Source organism: Paracoccus sp. (in: a-proteobacteria), assembly GCF_030538695.1.
Taxonomy (GTDB): domain Bacteria; phylum Pseudomonadota; class Alphaproteobacteria; order Rhodobacterales; family Rhodobacteraceae; genus Paracoccus.
In genome coordinates, this window is the sequence record NZ_JAUNTN010000008.1 from 39,185 (window position 1) to 55,693 (window position 16,509).

Sequence of the window (16,509 nt, forward strand, 5' to 3'; positions counted from 1 at the left end):
TCCACCCATACATCCTGCGGCCTAGCCTGCATCGGACAGGCGCTGCCTCTTTCACAAGGGGGCTGGCGTCGCGCTGCAAGCCAAGGGGGACGCGATGTCGATGTTCAACTATTTCCCGAATTATGTGTGGAACCTGACGGTTTCCATCGCGCTCGCCTCGGGGGGCGAGATGGGCGAGATCATGGATATGTGCCAGCCGCTTCTGGAAAAGGCCAAGGCGGGCGAGGACACCGGCACGCAGGAATTCATGGCGGCATGGGTGCGCGTGGCCGACCGGCTGTCGGGCCTCGCGGATGAGGACGAGGCGGCGGGCCGGCTGTTCTCGGCCGGGGACAAGCTGAAGCGTGCCGCGCTTTACTATATTCTGGCCGAGCGGATGCAGGGTCACGGCGCCGAAGGCCGGGCCGCGACCTATGCCAAGGGGCTGGATGCATTTTCGCGGGGGACGCTGTTTGCGGGTGATTCCGTGGCGCGGGTGGAAATCCCCTATGGCGACAAGGTGATCCCGGCGCTTTACACGCCTGCGCAGGGCGTCGATGAGCCCGGCCCTGCGGTGGTTTACCTGAACGGTCTCGATAGCTGCAAAGAGCTTCTCTACTGGTCCTTCCTGTCGCATGAACTGGCCAAACGCGGGATTGCCACGCTATGCGTGGACCAGCCCGGCACCGGCGAAAGCCTGCGCCTGCAAGACCTGCATGCCCATTTCGACAGCGAGAAATGGGGGACGCCGGTTTACGAATATCTTGCCGCGCGCGACGATGTGGATGCTAAGCGCATCGGCGTCACCGGGATTTCGCTGGGCGGTTATTACGCGCCGCGCGTCTGCGCGAACGAGCCGCGCTTTGCCTCGGGCGCTGTCTGGGGTGCCAACCACAACTGGGCCGAGGTGCAGCAGAAACGCCTGAAGCGCGAGGGCGAGAACCCCGTTCCGCATTACTGGAACCATGTGATGTGGGTCTTTGGCGCGCGTGACATGGACGACTTCATGGCCAAGGCTGCGGGGATGAACCTGAACGGCCAGATGGAAAAGATCCGCGTGCCGTTTCTGGTCACCCACGGCGCGAATGACCGCCAGATTGGGCTGGATTATGCGCATCAGTCCTATGACCAGCTTGTGAACTCGCCCCGGCGCGAGCTGAAGATCTTTACCGAACGCGAAGGCGGTGTCGAACATGTGGGGGCCGACAACATGACCTTTGGCCGCAACTATATCGCGGACTGGTTTGCCGAAACGCTGGGAGGGCGGATCGCATGAAACTGGCAACATTGCCCGACGGCAGCCGCGACGGGCGGCTGTATCTGGTCAGCCGTGACCTGAGCCGCTGCACGCCCGCCAAGGTGGCCACGATGCAGGCCCTGCTTGAGGACTGGGACGCGCTGGCCCCCGGTCTGGTGGCGGATTACGACGCGCTGAATGCGGGCGGCGGTGTGCCGTTCGATCCGGCCCGCGCGCTGGCTCCGCTGCCGCGGGCGTGGCAGTGGCTGGACGGTTCCGCCTATGACAGCCACGGCGCGCTGATGGATCAGGTGTTCAAGATGGACCCGATCCCGCGCAACGCGCCGCTGATGTATCAGGGCATGTCAGATCGTTTCATCCCGCCTTGTGCCGATGTGGCCCTGCCGTCCGAAGCCGACGGCATTGATTTCGAGGGCGAATTTGGCGTCATCTGCGATGCGGTCCCGATGGGGGTGGATGCCGCGCAGGCCGCGCGCCACATCCGGCTGATCGTCCAGATCAACGACTGGTCGCTGCGGGTGATTGCGCCGGTCGAGATGAAGACCGGCTTTGGCTGGGTGCGCGCCAAGCCTGCCTGTTCCATGGCCCCGGTCGCCGTGACGCCGGACGAGCTGGGCGATGCGTGGCGCGATCATCGTGTGGATCTGCCGCTGGTCGTGGACTGGAAAGGCAACCGCTTTGGCGCGGCCGAGGGCTATCCGATGGGCTACGGCTTTGACGAACTGGTGGCCCATTCCGCCTATAGCCGCGATTTGGTGCCGGGGACGGTGATCGGTTCGGGGACGGTTTCCAACCCCGAATATCGCACCGTCGGGTCAAGCTGCATCGCGGAACGGCGCGGGATCGAGATCCTCGACACCGGCGCAGCGCAGACGGGTTACATGAAATTCGGGGATCGCGTGCGGATGGAATGCCGTCTGCGCGACGGCTCGGCCTTGTTCGGGGCGATTGACCAGCAGGTTATCAAGGGGGGAAAGAATGGCTGAACTTATCGACCTGTCGGTGACACTGACCGACCGCTATGCATCCGACCCGCCGGGCCTTGGCCCGCAGATCACCCGCAAGGGCCATGACGAAGGCGCCGCCGAATTTGCGCAGATGTTCGGCATTCCGGTCGAAAAGCAGCGCGACGGCAAGGGTGCTGCGGTCGAACGGCTGTCCGTCACGACGCATAACGGCACCCATATGGATGCGCCCTGGCACTATCACCCGACCATGAACGGCGGCGAGCCAGCGCTGACCATCGACCAGATCCCGCTGGAATGGTGCATGGGACCGGGGGTCAGGCTGGATTTTCGCCACCTGCCGGACGGCCATGTGGTCAGCGCAGCCGAGGTTCAGGCCGAACTGGACCGCATCGGCCACGAGTTGCAACCGGGCGACATCGTGCTGGTGAACACCCGCGCGGGCGAACGTTATGGCCATGACGACTATGTGAGCGCCGGCTGCGGCATCGGGCGCGAGGCGACGTTGTGGCTGACCTCGCGCGGGATGCGCGTCTGCGGGACGGATGCGTGGAGCTGGGATGCGCCGCTGGCCGGTCAGGTCAAGGCCGCCAGGGAAACCGGCGACTGGGGCCTGTTCTGGGAAGGCCACAAGGCCGGGGCGGATTCGATCTATTGCCACATGGAAAAGCTGGCGAATCTGGACAAGCTGCCCGGCACCGGCTTTCAGGTGATCTGTTTTCCGATCAAGGTCGAGAAAGGCTCGGCCGGGTGGTGCCGTCCGGTCGCGGTGCTGGGGTAAGGAAAAGGGGGCGTGGCAGCACGCCCCCTGATGTTGGGATAATGCCGGCCTGTTCGGTTGCGGCATGTGCTGGCCTCTTTCGCCGGCCACGGGCGGGGAATGCGCTATGCCCGTGCCAGCCGTGCCGGGATCAGCACCTGATCGCCCTGCACCGTAACTGGCACCCGCGTCAGCCGCCGCCCCAGACAGGGGCCAAGCACACATTCGCCGCTGTCCAGATCGAACAGCGCACCATGGGCGTGGCAGGCGAAATGCGTGCCATCGCCGTTCAGATAGGCGTCCTTGCGCCATGCCATCGGGGTGCCGCCCGCGTAATGGGGGCAGGAATCCCAATAGGCGACCACCCCCGCGTCACGCCGCATCACGATCACCTGTCGCCGCACGTCCGAGGCGGGCAGAAAGCCGCGCGCCTGCCCTTCGGGCAGGTCGGAGAGCAGGCACAGGGGGATCAGATCGTCGTCCATCGGATTGAAACCCATCGGATCGGGGCCGCAAGGCGCGGCCCCCGCCTTTTCAGAACTTGGTCGAGAAACTGATCTGCACCGTTTCCCCCTTGTTGCGGTTTTCAGCCTTGATGTCCTTCATGTAAGAAATCCCAAGCTGCTTGTGACCGGGGAAAGTATAGGTGATCGACGGTCCCAGCCCGATCCCCATAGAGCGATGCCCGTCCGCCGCCGCGCCCGCGCCCTTATCGTCGCTGACCTGCTGCTGGTAATAGCCGGCCGCGCCAATCCGCCATGGCCCGAAATGCCGCCCCACGGCGAAATCGAACACGATCTGGTCGCCGGTGGTGTAATCGGTATCGTCATTCTTGCCGTTGTGAATATAGCGGCCCATGACGCCGACTTCCCATTTCGGGTTACGGAAATCCAGATAATGATAACCGACCGTTGGCTGCACCGACCAGTAATTCAGCCCCGGATTGGCGATACGGCCCGCGCGGTAGCTGCCGGTCGGCAGGCCGATATCAAGCCCGGTCACATAGGTGTGCGGCCCCTGATGCCACGCCAGCCCGGCGGAAACTGTCGTATCGGCCAGCCCCTTGTTGCTGCCGGAATAGGGTCCGGCCTGCAAATCCAGATCCAGCATGATCGGGAAAACCGCCTGCCAGAACAGCCGCCCGCCGCCGATATGATGATCGGTCACGCCAAGCAGGCGGATGGTCTCGACCTTGACATCGGCGCTGAACCGGAACGGCAACGCGTTTCCGTCGCTACCGGTCATTTCGTCGGAATTGGCGATGCTGGTCTGTGACAGGATGTAAAGCCCCGGCACCGGCGGAATCGCCCCGGCATAGAACTGGGCCGAGCCGGGCGCGTATTGAATCATGCCATTTTCTGCCGCATCCGCCGCCATCGGCAAAGCAATGCCTAGGGCCGCAACAGCGCAGCCCGCATACAGTTGTTTTTTCATGGTTTCCTCCCCTCGAAACGGGGCAGAGACCCCCCGTTTCAGGAAAGCCTAATAACCGCAGGTGTATTCACAAAATTGAAACGGGTGATTGCAGCTATTCGCCATATTGTTGCGCCGCAGCGATGATCTGATCCCGCAGCCAGCCGATCGCCGGGTCGGCGGAACGATAGCTGTGCCATTGTGCGCATTGCCGCATCGGCTTCAAGTCAAAGGGCAGCTCCAGCATCTTCAGCGGCAGATAGCGCACCACCCGTTCCGCCATGCGGCGATGCAGAATGGCCAGCCGCTCGGTTCCGATGACCAATAAAGGCAGCGCGGCAAAGCTGAAGCTGGTCACATCCACATGCCGGGTCAGACCCAATTCCTGAATGGCGATGCTTTCAAAGGACGGCAGGTTGATGGCGGGTTTCATCACTGCATGGCGTTCGGCCTGAAAACCGGCGCAGTCCAGATGCGCCCCGATACGCGGGTGATCCTGTGCAGCTACGGCGACGAAGGTTTCCTCATAGAGAATCTCGATCGGGTGGTCCTCGGATGAGTAATCTTCGGGAATAATCAACAAGTCGGCCTCGCCCCGTTCCAGCGCGCGGGACGCCTGATCGGTCTGCGGCAGGAACTCGAACCCGACGGACAGGTTTTGCGCCTCGACCCGGCGCAGAAAATCGGGAACCAGCGTGGTCAGCGTATAATCCGACACCAGGATATGAAACACCCGGTCCGATATGCGCGGGTCGAAATCCGGCGCGGCGGTGATCGAGGATTCGATGCGCACCAGAATATCACGCACCGGCCCGGCCAGCATCTCGGCCCGCGGGGTCGGTTCCAGCCGGCGGCCCACCTGCACCAACAGATCATCACCGAAATACTGCCGCAGCCGGGCCAGCGCGTTGCTCATCGCGGATTGGGTGATGCCGATACGCTCGGCTGCGCGGCTGACATTGCGTTCCGTTAACAGCAAGTCCAGCGCCGCCAGCAGGTTCAGGTCAAGGTTCTTGAAACGCATCGGAGCCTCAATTCATGGGATCAATAGAAGGGATCATAGCAATCTGTTTATATGATGAACAATCCCGCACTAGCCTTCTTGAAACGCAGAGGAGGGAGAGAAGCATGGCACCAACATGGCGTGAAGGCAAAAGAGTGGCCGTTATCGGCTGCGGTCCGGGGGGCGTCTCGACGGCGCTGGCGCTGATCCGGCAGGGCTTCGACGTTCGCATCTATGAGCGGCAGGCCGAACCCAAAGCCATCGGCGGGGCGGTGCTGCTGAGTGTGCCGGTGCTGGCGATCCTGCGCTCCTATGGCATCGACGTCAGCAATTTTGGCCTGCCGACGGTGACGCATTTCAAGAACCGCCGGGGAAAGGACCGGGTGATCCTGCCCTTTAACCGGCTGGTCGAGGAAAAAATGGGGATCAACGGCTGGCATTACGGCGTGCTGCGATCCTCGGCCTTTCGGCAGATGCTGGAGCTGCTGCCCGAAGGCGTGATCCTGCCGGGGCACGACTTTGCCCGGTATGAGGAGACCGATAGCGGTGTCACCGTCCATTTTCAGAACGGGCAGTCGGTGCAGGCGGATATGATCGTGGGTGCGGATGGCATACGCTCGGGCGTCTCGCGGCAGATGTTCGGTGATCCGGGGTTGTTCCATGTCGGCATCCGGCTGTGGCTGGCGTGGTGCGACCATATCGAGGGCGTGCCGCCGAATTACGGCTTTCTGTCGCATGACCGGCGCAATCAGGTCAGCTTTTTCCCGATGCTGCACGAAGGTAAGCCGGGGTTTGAATGGTGGGTGGTCGAACCCGCGCGGGAAAACGACCCGGTGCCGGACGATCCCCGCGCCCATGTCGGTGCTATCGTCAGGGATTGGTTCGACCCGATTCCGCGTCTGTTCGATGCGACGGATTTTGACACGCAGGTGTTCCGTTGGGAGATCTACAACCGCCCCTCGCTGAAAACCTGGTCGCTGGGTCGTGCGGTCTGCGTGGGGGATGCGGTGCATCCGGTCTCGCCCTATGCCGCCTATGGCATGGGCATGGCGATCGAGGACGGCTATTTTCTGGCGAAGTTTCTGGCCGGGACGGACCTGCGCGACGCTGTGGCCATGACCCGAGCCTTTGCCCGGTATGAGGCGCAGCGCGTCGATTACGTCAATGGCAATGTCGAATTCGCCCGCAAGCTGGGTCGCATCTTTCACAACATGCCCGCGCCGCTGGCGGTGCTGCGCGATCTGGTGTTCGACCATACGCCCTTCCTGCGCAAGATGGTGACGAAGGACCAGCTCGACGCGGCCGAGCGCGAAACGCTGGCGCTGTCGGAACTGCATGTCGGCTGACCTGTGACAGGCAGAACCGGGCGGGCCAAGAGGCACCCGCCCGGTCCGGTTTCCGCCGGAACGGTTGTTCAGGCGGCTACGCCCTGCGCGCCGCGAGACCGCGCGCAGCCCATGGAAAACAGCGTGATCGAGCCAAGCGCGACAACCACAGCGGCATAGCCCAGCGTGGCATGGCCAAGTTGCTGTGACAGCACCCCGCCGACGATGGGGCCAAGCGCCGCGCCCGACATCAGCATGGCGGGCGTCGCCGCCACCGCCCGGCCCGAGGGGTCCATTCGCGCCAACAGGCCAAAGGCAAAGGTATGGGTGAAGATCTGCACCCCCACGAACAGCGCCGCAACCGGTGCCCATACGGTGAACACGCTCGCCCCCGTCACCACCAGCGCGAAGGCCGCCTGCACCGCCGGGCCGATGCGGACCACGTTTTCCGGGCGCAGGCGTTTTTCCAACAGCATGGCGGCGGGGCCGACCAGCACGAAATTGATGATGCCGAGCGCGATCAGAACGGCCAGCACATTCCCCTTTGCGAAACCGCGCGCATCGCCGATGACCTCGACAAAGGAAAACACCATCGACTGGTTGAAGGTCATGGCGCTGATCCCCAGGATCACCAGCCAGACCCCGGCACCAAGGCCCGACAGGTCACGGTCGGGTTCCGGCACCAGCACGGATACCGGCGGGAACAGCACCGCGCAGGCCAGCGCGGCCACGGTCATGACCACGGCCAGCGCGACGAACAGCGCCGCACCCCCCTGCGCGATCATGAGCTGCGGCAGCGCGCCAAGTGCGATGATGCCAAAGGCACCAAGCGCGATCGTGGCGATGCCGAAGGTCCGGTGCGGATTGGCGGTGCGGCCCATGGTGCCATGCACCGCCGACAGCGCAGCACCCACCGAAACGCCCGCCAGCGCGTGCATCGCCCCGAGCCCCGCGAAATCCGTGCGCGTCGAGGCCAGCCCGAATGCCGCCGCCCCGACGGCAAAGCCGCCCGCCGCCACCAGCCGCGGCCGGATCCGGTTGAAGCGCGGCGAGACCACCGCACTGGCCACCACTGCGCCCAGCAGGAACAGCGTCACCAGCCCGCCCGCCTGCTGGGGGGTAAAGCCGAACCGCCCGATCAGCGCGCCGACCCAGACCGGCAGCGCCACAAGGTCGATCATCCCGGCGCAATGCGCCACCACCAGCGCCAGCATCGCGCTGACGCCAAGTTTCCCGTTCGTCATTGTTTTTCCTCCCTGTTTTCTGGCCTAGATGGCCTCGGCCAAGGCGCGCATCGACTCTCCCATGATCCGCGCGTGCTCGGCCTTGTCGCCGCCCGACAGTTCGATCTCTGCCAGCCTGCCCGAGTTCTCGACCACCATCCGGCAGCGTTCCCAGCGCCGGGTCTCGAAACGGTCCAGCGCCTCGGGCAGATGCGTGGACGCGGCGATACATTCCGCCAGAACCACCGCATCCTCGACCCCGATGCAGGCGCCTGCGGCCAGATGCGGGGTAGTGGCATGAACCGCATCCCCGATCAGAACGACGCGGCCGCGATACCACGGGCGCGGCATCAGGAACTGATCCAGCGGGCGATAGATGATCTGGCTGTCCGGTCCCAGCCCGTCCCGCACCCGCGTCAGCACCGGCGAGGGGAATTGCGCCAAGAGGCCCGACAGCCGGTCGATGAAATGCGCTGGCTCGACATGGGTGCGGTCGCAGATCTCGGTCAGGAACAGATAGGCCAGCCCGTCGCCCACTGGGTTGATCCCGGCCTTCAGCCCGCCCGCGATCCACATGGTCGGGCAGGTGATTTCCGGGGGCGCCGGGAATACCGCCCGCCACACCGCCTGACCGATGAAGCGCGGCGCTGGCGCATCGGGAAACACCGCCCGCCGCGTGGCCGAGTTCAGTCCGTCCGCCCCGATCACCAGATCATAGGTTTCGCGGCTGCCATCGGTGAAGCTGACGGTTACGCCGTCGGGCCCGTCGTCCAGCCCGGCAAAGCTCTCGCCCAGCCGCACGTTCACGCCGCTGGCGCGGACCGCATCGCGCAGGATACCCGCCAGCACCGGGCGCATGATCGCGCCGCCGCCGGGAATACCCGGACCGACCGAAGGGGTCGGCACGGTCATCAGAACAGCGTCCGTCGCCAGGTGGCGGATTTGCACGCCTTCGGTTGCGGAACCCTTTTGCAGATATTCGTCCAGAATCCCGATGCGCTGGAACACCCGCATGGTTGCGCCATGCAGGCTGATCCCTGCGCCATAGCTGCGCCAGTCGGGGTCGATCTCGACCAGATCGACGGTGAGGCCGGCGCGCTCAAGCTCCAGCGCGGCGGTCATGCCGGAAAAGCCTCCGCCGATAATCAGAACGCGGGTGATGCCGGAATTGGCGGCCATGTTATCCCTCCCTTGATGTTGCTGGCCCGACCCCCTCCGACCGGGCGGGCTGCTTATTTGCCTTCCGGGCCGCCCATCGGGAACCATTTGTCCCGGTGCTGGAACAGGAAGATCTGCGAGTTTTCGGCATTCGCCTCGGCCTCGCGCGCGGTCCATTCGTCGTCATGCTTGTCCATGTCGGCGTCATATTCGAAATGGCAGCCAAGCGGGCTGTTGAAATACCAGAACCAGTTGGAGCCGAACTTGTGCCGCCCCGGTCCCCAGAAGCTCTGATAGCCCTTTTTCACAAAGCGGGTGCCGGCCAGCATCAACTCGGTCGGGCCGCCCATATGGAAGGCCAGATGCTCGCATCCCTTCATGTATTCGGGGGTGCGGATGAAGAAATGGGTGTGGTGATCGTCGGTGCCCTGCGGGCGCAGGAACGGCCCCGCGCCGGTCAGCACGTCGGTAATCACATGGCCAAGGCGGCGGCAGTAGAAATTCACCGCCACGTCGATATCGGGCACGAACAGCACCACATGCGACAGGCTGCGCGGCAGGGCGGGCATCCCCTCCCATACGCCCAACTCGTTGGGGGCGCGCTGCGCGGGGGCGCCCGGCGCGTTGATCTTTTCGGCGGGCATGTCCAGCTTGCGCCGCTGCGTGACCTGAAAGCGCAGCTCGAACCCGTGGTCGTCCTTGAACTCGACCGCGCCATCGGCCAGCCGGGTCACGCGGCGGTCCTTGCTGATCTCGGTCTCGATCGCATCCAGATCGGCGGCGGATTTCACCCCGAAGATCTGCTGGCGCAGCATGGATTGCGTGGGCAGCGGTGCAGGCAGCGACGGGTCGTCGCGGTGACGGATGATGATGCCCGTGCCGTCCAGCGCCTCGAACCGGCCGCCCTTTTCGGTGACATCGACCGGGGTCAGCCCCCAATCGGTCAGAAAAGCGGTGCAGTCCGCCACATCATCCACCCCAAAGACAAGAAAATCCGGCCCGATAATTTGCATGACTGCCCCCTTGTTTGGTCGTCCCTTATGGATGACCGCTGGTCGGGCATTTGAGAAATTGATTTTCTTTGTTTAATGTATTTTCGCTGATGATGAATCAGCCGCTTGCAGCGGGAGAATCCGTGTCAGTCATGCGATATAAAAGCTGCATGAAAAGGGCCTGTGCGTCCGGGTCCAGCGGGGACAGAATCCGGGCTTGGGCGGCCCGGACCGCAGGCTGGATGGTCTGCACGACAGATTCGCCGCGTTCCGTCAGGGTCAGGGTGCGGGCGCGACGATCAGTTTCGCTGATATTGCGGGTCAGGTAGCCCCGGCTTTCCAGCCTGGAAACTACGCCGCCGATGGTCACACGGTCATAGGCAACCAGCCCGGCCAGCGTGGCCTGATCTATGCCGGGATGTGCAAGCAGCGTCGCCAAGGTGCCGTATTGCACTGGAGTCAGATCATCAAAGCCTGCGGCTTTGGCTTCAATGACAAAGGCGGCAACGGCCTGTTGATGCAGGCGACGGATCAAGTGACCGGGCAGGGCGTAAAGCTGGTTCATACCACCTTTTGACCTTGCTTTCAGAGAATCACAACAAAACTATTTACAAGCATACTTATGATATGCACACTTACTATTAACGCGATTCGCAGGGGAGGGCGAAACGATGGAAAATGCGATGCAGCCAGAGGATTCGCCCGAACTGCGGCAGCTGTATCAGGGCTTTCGCGACAATCACCTGAACCCGCTCTGGACCCAGATCGGCGATCTGATGCCGCGCCACCCGTGCCCCAAGGCGGTGCCGCATGTCTGGAAATGGGCCGATCTTTACCCGCTGGCGCAGGCTTCGGGCAATCTGGTGCCGGTCGGGCGCGGCGGCGAACGGCGTGCCATCGGGCTTGCCAATCCGGGACTGGGCGGAGAGGCTTATGTGACCCCGACGCTGTGGTGCGCGATCCAGTATCTTGGCCCGCGCGAAACCGCGCCCGAACACCGCCATTCGCAAAACGCCTTTCGCTTTGTGGTCGAGGGCGAAGGCGTCTGGACCGTGGTGAACGGCGATCCGGTGCGCATGTCTCGGGGCGATTTCCTGCTGACGCCCGGCTGGTGCTTTCACGGCCACCACAACGACACCGATCACCCGATGGCGTGGATCGACGGGCTGGACATTCCCTTCAGCTATCACAATGACGTGGGCTTTTTCGAATTCGGCGCCGACCGCGTAACCGATTACGCGACGCCGCGCTATTCGCGGGGCGAGCGGCTGTGGTGCCATCCCGGCCTGCGCCCGCTGTCGCAGTTGCAAAACACCGCGGCCAGCCCCATCGGCGCCTATCGTTGGGAGCATACCGACGCCGCGCTGACCCAGCAATTGCTGCTTGAGGACGAAGGCCACCCCGCCACCGTCGAACAGGGCCACGCGGCGGTGCGCTATATCAACCCGACGACCGGCGGCGACGTGATGCCCACCATACGGGCCGAGTTTCATCGCCTGCGCGAAGGCACCGAAACCCCCACCCGTCGCGAGGTCGGATCGACCGTCTTTCAGGTATTCGAGGGGCGCGGTGCCGTGGTCATCGACGGCGAACGCCGCGCGCTCGACAAGGGCGACATCTTTGTCATCCCGTCCTGGGTCGCGTGGTCGTTGCAGGCAGAAACCCAGTTCGACCTGTTCCGCTTTTCCGACGCCCCGATCATCGAGCGGCTGAATTTCGACCGCGTGCTGGTCGAGGGCGCTGAATGACGCTTGAGGCGGCCCGCGCCGCGCTGCGGCTGCGTCAGGGGGCGGGGGCGCGCTATGACGCGCCCGAGGCTCCGGCGCAGGCATTGACCGATGCGCGGCGCGGCATGGCCTATTTCGCGCGCAAGCTGAACGACTTGCCCGACGCGGCGCTGTGGGACGCCTCGGCCCGGCCCGGCTGGTCGCGGCGACGGGTGATCGCGGGCGCGGCCTTGCAGGCGCGCGACATTGCGCAGCGGCTGGAAGACGCGACCGGCCAGCAGGGCGACCGCGAAGATACCGGCCCCGCCGCGCTTGATCTGGCGGAAACGCTGCCCGCCCGCGCGCTGCGCCATCTGGCGGCACATGCCGATATTCACCTGAACGTCGTCTGGCGCGATCTGACCGGGGCGGACTGGCCGCTTGCCGCCGCGACGCCGCACGCCCGCGCGGTGGCGATCTGGGCTGCGGCGCTGGCGCTGCGAAATGGCGGTCGGCTTGCAGATGTGCCGCAGCCTTTGCGCGAGGCTGTCCACGCCCGCATCACCGAACAGCCCGACCTTGCCTGACCCGAACTTGCCTGAAAGGACCGATGATGACCGAAACGCTTTTCCCTTCGCCCGCCTGGCCCACCGTTCCCGTGAATGGTGAAAGCGCGCTTTACCCCGTCCACCGCATCTTCTGCGTCGGCCGCAACTATGCCGCCCATGCCGCTGAAATGGGGGTCGAGGTGGACCGCGAGGCCCCGTTCTATTTCACCAAATCCGCGCTGACGATCCTGCCCGCTGGGCGCACGCTGCCCTATCCGCCCGGCACCGACAATTTCCACTATGAAATGGAATTCGTCGTCGCCATCGGCAAGCCGGTGTTCCGTGTCTCGGTCGATCAGGCGATGGACGCCGTTTATGGCTATGCCACGGGTCTGGACATGACCCGCCGCGACCTGCAACTGGCCGCGCGCGCCAAGCAACGCCCGTGGGATCTGGGCAAGGATGTCGAAGGCTCGGCCGTGATTGCACCGATCACCAAAGCCGCTGATTTCGGCGCCGTCACCGATCAGCGCATCAGCCTGACCGTCGATGGCGAGCTGCGTCAGGATTCTCGCCTGTCCGACCTGATCTGGTCGGTGGCCGAGCTGGTCGCGGACCTGTCCAAATTCTACCACCTCGCCCCCGGTGATCTGATCTATACCGGCACGCCTGCGGGCGTCGGCGCGGTCAAGCCGGGCGCGGTTATTCACGGCACCATCGACGGGCTGGACCCGGTCGATCTGACCATCGGGGATGCGGAATGAGGTTCTATGGCTATTTCCGGTCGTCCTCGTCCTATCGCTGCCGGATTGCGTTCAATCTGAAGGGCATCACGCCCGAATTCGTGCCGGTCAGCCTGCCCGACAAACAGCACAAGTCGTCCGATTATCTGGCGATCAACCCGCAAGGCATGGTGCCTGTGCTGGATACCGGCACCGCGCGTCTGGCACAGTCGCTGGCGATCATCGAATGGCTGGACGAAACCCAGCCCGGCCCGCGCCTCTTGCCCCAAGATCCCACCCTTCGGGCCGAGGTGCGGGCATTCGCGTTGATCATCGCCTGCGACATCCACCCGCTTCACAACCTGCGGGTGCTGAATTTCATCAAGGCGAATTACGGGCTGGATCAGGCCGGAGCGGATGCGTGGTGCCGGCAGTGGATCGGCGAGGGCCTGACCGCGTGCGAGGCGATTGCCGCAAGCCAACCGGGCCGTTTCACCTTTGGCGATACGCCGGGGCTGGCCGACATCTGCCTGATCCCGCAACTGTTCGCAGCCGACCGCTTTGGCGTCGATCTGACGCCCTTCCCGCGACTGTGCGAAATCCGGGCCGCCTGCGACGCCTTGTCCGCCTTTGCCGACGCGCAGCCCGCGCGCCAGCCCGACGCCAGATAACAGCAACATCTTTGGGAGGAGATACCGATGCTGAACCTGACCCGCCGTATGGCGACCATTGCCATCACCGCCACGCTTGCCCTGTCCGCCTTTGCCGCCGAGGCGCGCGAATTGCGCATGGGGTTGATTACGCCGCCAAACCATGTCTGGACCAAGGTTGCCGAACGCATGGCCGCGAACCTGCCCGAAGCGTCGGGGAACAGCCTGTCGCTTGCCGTCTTTCCCGCCGGTCAGTTGGGCGTGGAACAAGAGATGTTTCAGCAGATGTCGGGCGGATTGCTGGATGCGGGGCTGATGACCGCCGCGATCACCAGCCTGCGCGCGCCCGCCATGCAGGGGTGGTTCACGCCCTATCTGTTCGCCGATGTCGAGGCCGCAGCCGCAGCCGCCGATACCGCGGCCGCCAAAGAGATGCTGGCACAGCTTGACCGCGCGGGGCTTGTGGGCCTTGGCTATACCTTCGCCGGTCAGCGCCACATTCTGATGAAGGACAAACCCGCCGCCGCACCCGCCGACCTTGCGCGCAAGAAAATCCGCATCGTGCCGTTCCCGGCGATGAAAACCTATTGGGAGGCGATCGGCGCTGTCCCGACCCCGGTCAACCTGACCGAAGTGTATCAGGGCCTGCAAAGCGGCCTTTTGGACGGCATCGACATCGACCTTGACGCGATGGTCGGCCTCAAGTTTCAAGAGGTCGCCAAGGGCCTGACGCTGACCAACCATATGCCGTTCCCGTCGGTGATGGTGGTCAGCAAGGCAACATGGGACAGCCTGAGCGACGCCGACAAGAAAGCGTTTGCAAACGTTGCCGCCGAGGCACTGGCCTGGGGCACCGCCCAGCAGGTCGAGGCCGAAAAGGCCAACCTTGCCGCGCTGCAAGGTCAGGTCGAAATCCTGACGCTGGAAAACGGGGCCGAGGTTTTTGCCACCGCGACCAAGGCCGTGCGTGACAGCCTTGCAGGCGATGAAATCGTCACCCGCTTCATCGGGGAAGTCGAGGCGAAATGAGCTGGCTTTCCGCCCTGTCGCACGGGCTGGTCGCGGTTGAACGCTGGGCCAGCCGGTTGCTGGTGCTGGCGTTCGTCACGCTGATCGTGGCCAACGTGACGATGCGCTATGTTGCTGGCCGCCCCCTTGTCTATGCCGAGGAACTGGCCGCGATCCTGCTGGTGTGGCTGGTGTTCGTCGCCACCTCGATCACGGTGCATGACCGCGCACAGATCGGGGTGACGATGCTGGTCGAAAAGCTGCCGTTCGAGGTGCGCGGAGCCGTCGATCTGGCGGTTCTGGGGCTGGTCTCGACCGTGCTTGGGATGTTGCTGTGGTTTTCGGTCCAGTGGGTTCTGTCGCCCGCCGTGGCCTTTGAACAGATCATCACGACCGGCTGGGGCAAGGTGCCGTTCTTCTGGATCGTGCCGGTGTTTTCGGGCTGCGCCCTGATCCATGTTCTTGCCGATCTGGCCGAGGCCATCGTCCGTCACCGCCCCATCGAAATCGCACAGGACAAGGGGCTTGAACCATGATTGCCGGATTTTCCTTTGTCGCGCTGATGCTGGCGGCGATGCCGATTGCCTTCGTGCTGCTGGCGACGACAATGATCTATGTGCTGGTGTCCGGGAACACGCAGATCCTGACCGCGATCCCGCAGATCATGTTCGGGTCTGTCGAAAGTTTCGATCTGCTGGCGATCCCGCTGTTCGTTCTGCTGGGCGAGATTATGAACGAATCCGGCCTGACGCGGCGCATCATCATCGCCGCGCGGGTGTGGCTGGCGCGGTTGCCGCATAACCTTGTGATCGTGAACCTGATTTCCAATCTGGCGCTGGCCGCGATCATGGGGTCGGCCACGGCGCAGATGGCGGTGATGTCGCGCGTCGTCGTGCCGGAAATGGAAAAGGACGGCTATGACCGGGGCTATGCGGCCTCGATCACCGCAAGCGCGGGGCTGTTGGGACCGATCATTCCACCGTCGATGGTATTCATCATCTTTGGGGTGATCGCGCAGGTGTCGATTGCCGATATGTTCATGGCGGGCATCGTGCCGGGCATGGTTCTGTTTGCGCTGATCATGGCAATCGCACTGTTTCAGGCAGGCCGCCACCGCACGCCGGGCCATACCGGCACACCCCTGCCCACAGGGTCACGGCTGCGTGCAACACTGCCCGGCGTGGCGACCATGCTGATCCCGCTGACGATCATCGGCGGCATTTCGGGCGGGGTCTTTACGCCGACCGAAAGCGCGGCCGTCGCCATCGTCGTTGCCCTGATCTTTGGCGCGGTGATCTTTCGTGAGCTGCCGATGAAAAGCGTGCCGCTGATTATCGACCGCACGGTGACGAACACGGCCATCGTGCTGTTCCTTATCATGGCGGCCAAGGTGTTCGGCTGGGTTCTGACCTTCAACCAGATCCCGCAGGCGGTGGCGGCGTTCATCGTGTCGCTGACGGCGGACCCGACGATGTTCATGCTGCTGGTGGTGGCGGCGCTGATGGTCGTGGGGATGTTCCTTGACGGTATCGCCGCGCTTATCATCCTGACACCGATCCTGTTGCCGGTGGCGGTATCGCATTACGGAATCGACCCGATCCAGTTCGGCGTCGTGATGTCGCTGACGCTGGTGCTGGGGCTGCTGACGCCGCCCGTAGGCACCGGCCTCTATATCGCCGCGGCCATGTCCGAAATCCCGATTACCCGGCTGGCGCGGCTGGTGCTGCCTTATGTGGCGGCCTCTCTTGTTGTGATCTTGCTGGTCGTGCTGGTCCCCTGGACCGTCCGGCCCTTCTGAG

At 64.0% G+C, this 16,509-nt stretch carries 18 protein-coding genes; 11 read left to right on the plus strand and 7 right to left on the minus strand.

What is annotated here, in order from left to right; genetic code table 11:
* The first annotated feature begins 94 nt into the window (after positions 1 to 94).
* Genes Q4G24_RS05715 through Q4G24_RS05725 form a run of 3 tightly spaced genes read left to right on the plus strand, consistent with a single transcriptional unit; the run spans position 95 to position 2,983 of the window.
* Entirely contained in the window at positions 95 to 1,255 is a 1,161-nt protein-coding gene (locus tag Q4G24_RS05715; protein ID WP_303365546.1) for a S9 family peptidase, read from the plus strand.
* Complete coding sequence (locus Q4G24_RS05720; protein WP_303365547.1) at positions 1,252 to 2,223, plus strand: fumarylacetoacetate hydrolase family protein; 972 nt, start codon at positions 1,252 to 1,254, stop codon at positions 2,221 to 2,223. The genes Q4G24_RS05715 and Q4G24_RS05720 overlap by 4 nt, the downstream gene beginning before the upstream one ends.
* On the plus strand, positions 2,216 to 2,983 hold the full coding sequence (locus Q4G24_RS05725; protein WP_303365548.1) for a cyclase family protein: 768 nt from the start codon (positions 2,216 to 2,218) through the stop codon (positions 2,981 to 2,983). The genes Q4G24_RS05720 and Q4G24_RS05725 overlap by 8 nt, the downstream gene beginning before the upstream one ends.
* 104 nt (positions 2,984 to 3,087) lie before the next feature.
* On the opposite strand, the gene Q4G24_RS05730 is transcribed toward Q4G24_RS05725, so the two are convergent.
* The 3 genes from Q4G24_RS05730 to Q4G24_RS05740 form a co-directional block, all read right to left on the minus strand.
* Entirely contained in the window at positions 3,088 to 3,447 is a 360-nt protein-coding gene (locus Q4G24_RS05730) for a Rieske (2Fe-2S) protein (protein ID WP_303365549.1), read from the minus strand.
* A 49-nt stretch (positions 3,448 to 3,496) separates the two neighbouring features.
* Positions 3,497 to 4,396 (minus strand): transporter, encoded by a 900-nt coding sequence (locus Q4G24_RS05735; protein ID WP_303365550.1) that lies wholly within the window; start codon positions 4,394 to 4,396, stop codon positions 3,497 to 3,499.
* A gap of 94 nt (positions 4,397 to 4,490) precedes the next feature.
* Positions 4,491 to 5,399: a LysR family transcriptional regulator gene (locus Q4G24_RS05740; protein ID WP_303365551.1), complete on the minus strand. Its 909-nt coding sequence runs from the start codon at positions 5,397 to 5,399 to the stop codon at positions 4,491 to 4,493.
* 104 nt (positions 5,400 to 5,503) lie between these two features.
* On the opposite strand from Q4G24_RS05740, the gene Q4G24_RS05745 reads away from it, so the two are divergent.
* Complete coding sequence (locus Q4G24_RS05745; protein ID WP_303365552.1) at positions 5,504 to 6,724, plus strand: NAD(P)/FAD-dependent oxidoreductase; 1,221 nt, start codon at positions 5,504 to 5,506, stop codon at positions 6,722 to 6,724.
* A 68-nt stretch (positions 6,725 to 6,792) separates the two neighbouring features.
* Here the strand turns inward: Q4G24_RS05745 and Q4G24_RS05750 are convergent, their stop codons facing one another.
* The 4 genes from Q4G24_RS05750 to Q4G24_RS05765 form a co-directional block, all read right to left on the minus strand.
* Positions 6,793 to 7,947, minus strand: a complete 1,155-nt coding sequence (locus tag Q4G24_RS05750; protein WP_303365553.1) for an MFS transporter — start codon at positions 7,945 to 7,947, stop codon at positions 6,793 to 6,795.
* 24 nt (positions 7,948 to 7,971) lie between these two features.
* On the minus strand, positions 7,972 to 9,105 hold the full coding sequence (locus Q4G24_RS05755) for an FAD-dependent oxidoreductase (RefSeq protein WP_303365554.1): 1,134 nt from the start codon (positions 9,103 to 9,105) through the stop codon (positions 7,972 to 7,974).
* A gap of 53 nt (positions 9,106 to 9,158) precedes the next feature.
* Positions 9,159 to 10,097 (minus strand): VOC family protein, encoded by a 939-nt coding sequence (locus Q4G24_RS05760; protein WP_303365555.1) that lies wholly within the window; start codon positions 10,095 to 10,097, stop codon positions 9,159 to 9,161.
* Positions 10,098 to 10,194: 97 nt separating this feature from the next.
* A complete protein-coding gene (locus tag Q4G24_RS05765; protein WP_303365556.1) occupies positions 10,195 to 10,641 on the minus strand; it encodes a MarR family winged helix-turn-helix transcriptional regulator in 447 nt (148 codons plus the stop codon).
* Positions 10,642 to 10,747: 106 nt separating this feature from the next.
* Here Q4G24_RS05765 and Q4G24_RS05770 point away from each other — a divergent pair, with 106 nt between their 5' ends.
* The 7 genes from Q4G24_RS05770 to Q4G24_RS05800 are packed head-to-tail and all read left to right on the plus strand — an operon-like array spanning position 10,748 to position 16,508.
* Positions 10,748 to 11,824: a cupin domain-containing protein gene (locus tag Q4G24_RS05770; protein WP_303365557.1), complete on the plus strand. Its 1,077-nt coding sequence runs from the start codon at positions 10,748 to 10,750 to the stop codon at positions 11,822 to 11,824.
* A complete protein-coding gene (locus tag Q4G24_RS05775; protein WP_303365558.1) occupies positions 11,821 to 12,369 on the plus strand; it encodes a hypothetical protein in 549 nt (182 codons plus the stop codon). The genes Q4G24_RS05770 and Q4G24_RS05775 overlap by 4 nt, the downstream gene beginning before the upstream one ends.
* Before the next feature lie 26 nt (positions 12,370 to 12,395).
* Complete coding sequence (locus tag Q4G24_RS05780; protein WP_303365559.1) at positions 12,396 to 13,094, plus strand: fumarylacetoacetate hydrolase family protein; 699 nt, start codon at positions 12,396 to 12,398, stop codon at positions 13,092 to 13,094.
* Positions 13,091 to 13,723, plus strand: coding sequence for a maleylacetoacetate isomerase (maiA, locus tag Q4G24_RS05785; RefSeq protein ID WP_303365560.1), 633 nt, complete (start codon positions 13,091 to 13,093; stop codon positions 13,721 to 13,723). Before Q4G24_RS05780 ends, maiA begins: the two co-directional genes overlap by 4 nt.
* A gap of 27 nt (positions 13,724 to 13,750) precedes the next feature.
* On the plus strand, positions 13,751 to 14,731 hold the full coding sequence (locus tag Q4G24_RS05790; protein ID WP_303365561.1) for a TRAP transporter substrate-binding protein: 981 nt from the start codon (positions 13,751 to 13,753) through the stop codon (positions 14,729 to 14,731).
* Positions 14,728 to 15,246: a TRAP transporter small permease gene (locus Q4G24_RS05795; protein WP_303365562.1), complete on the plus strand. Its 519-nt coding sequence runs from the start codon at positions 14,728 to 14,730 to the stop codon at positions 15,244 to 15,246. Before Q4G24_RS05790 ends, Q4G24_RS05795 begins: the two co-directional genes overlap by 4 nt.
* The gene (locus tag Q4G24_RS05800; protein WP_303365563.1) at positions 15,243 to 16,508 is read left to right on the plus strand and encodes a TRAP transporter large permease; all 1,266 of its coding nucleotides are present in this window, start codon (positions 15,243 to 15,245) and stop codon (positions 16,506 to 16,508) included. Before Q4G24_RS05795 ends, Q4G24_RS05800 begins: the two co-directional genes overlap by 4 nt.
* Position 16,509 lies beyond the last annotated feature (1 nt).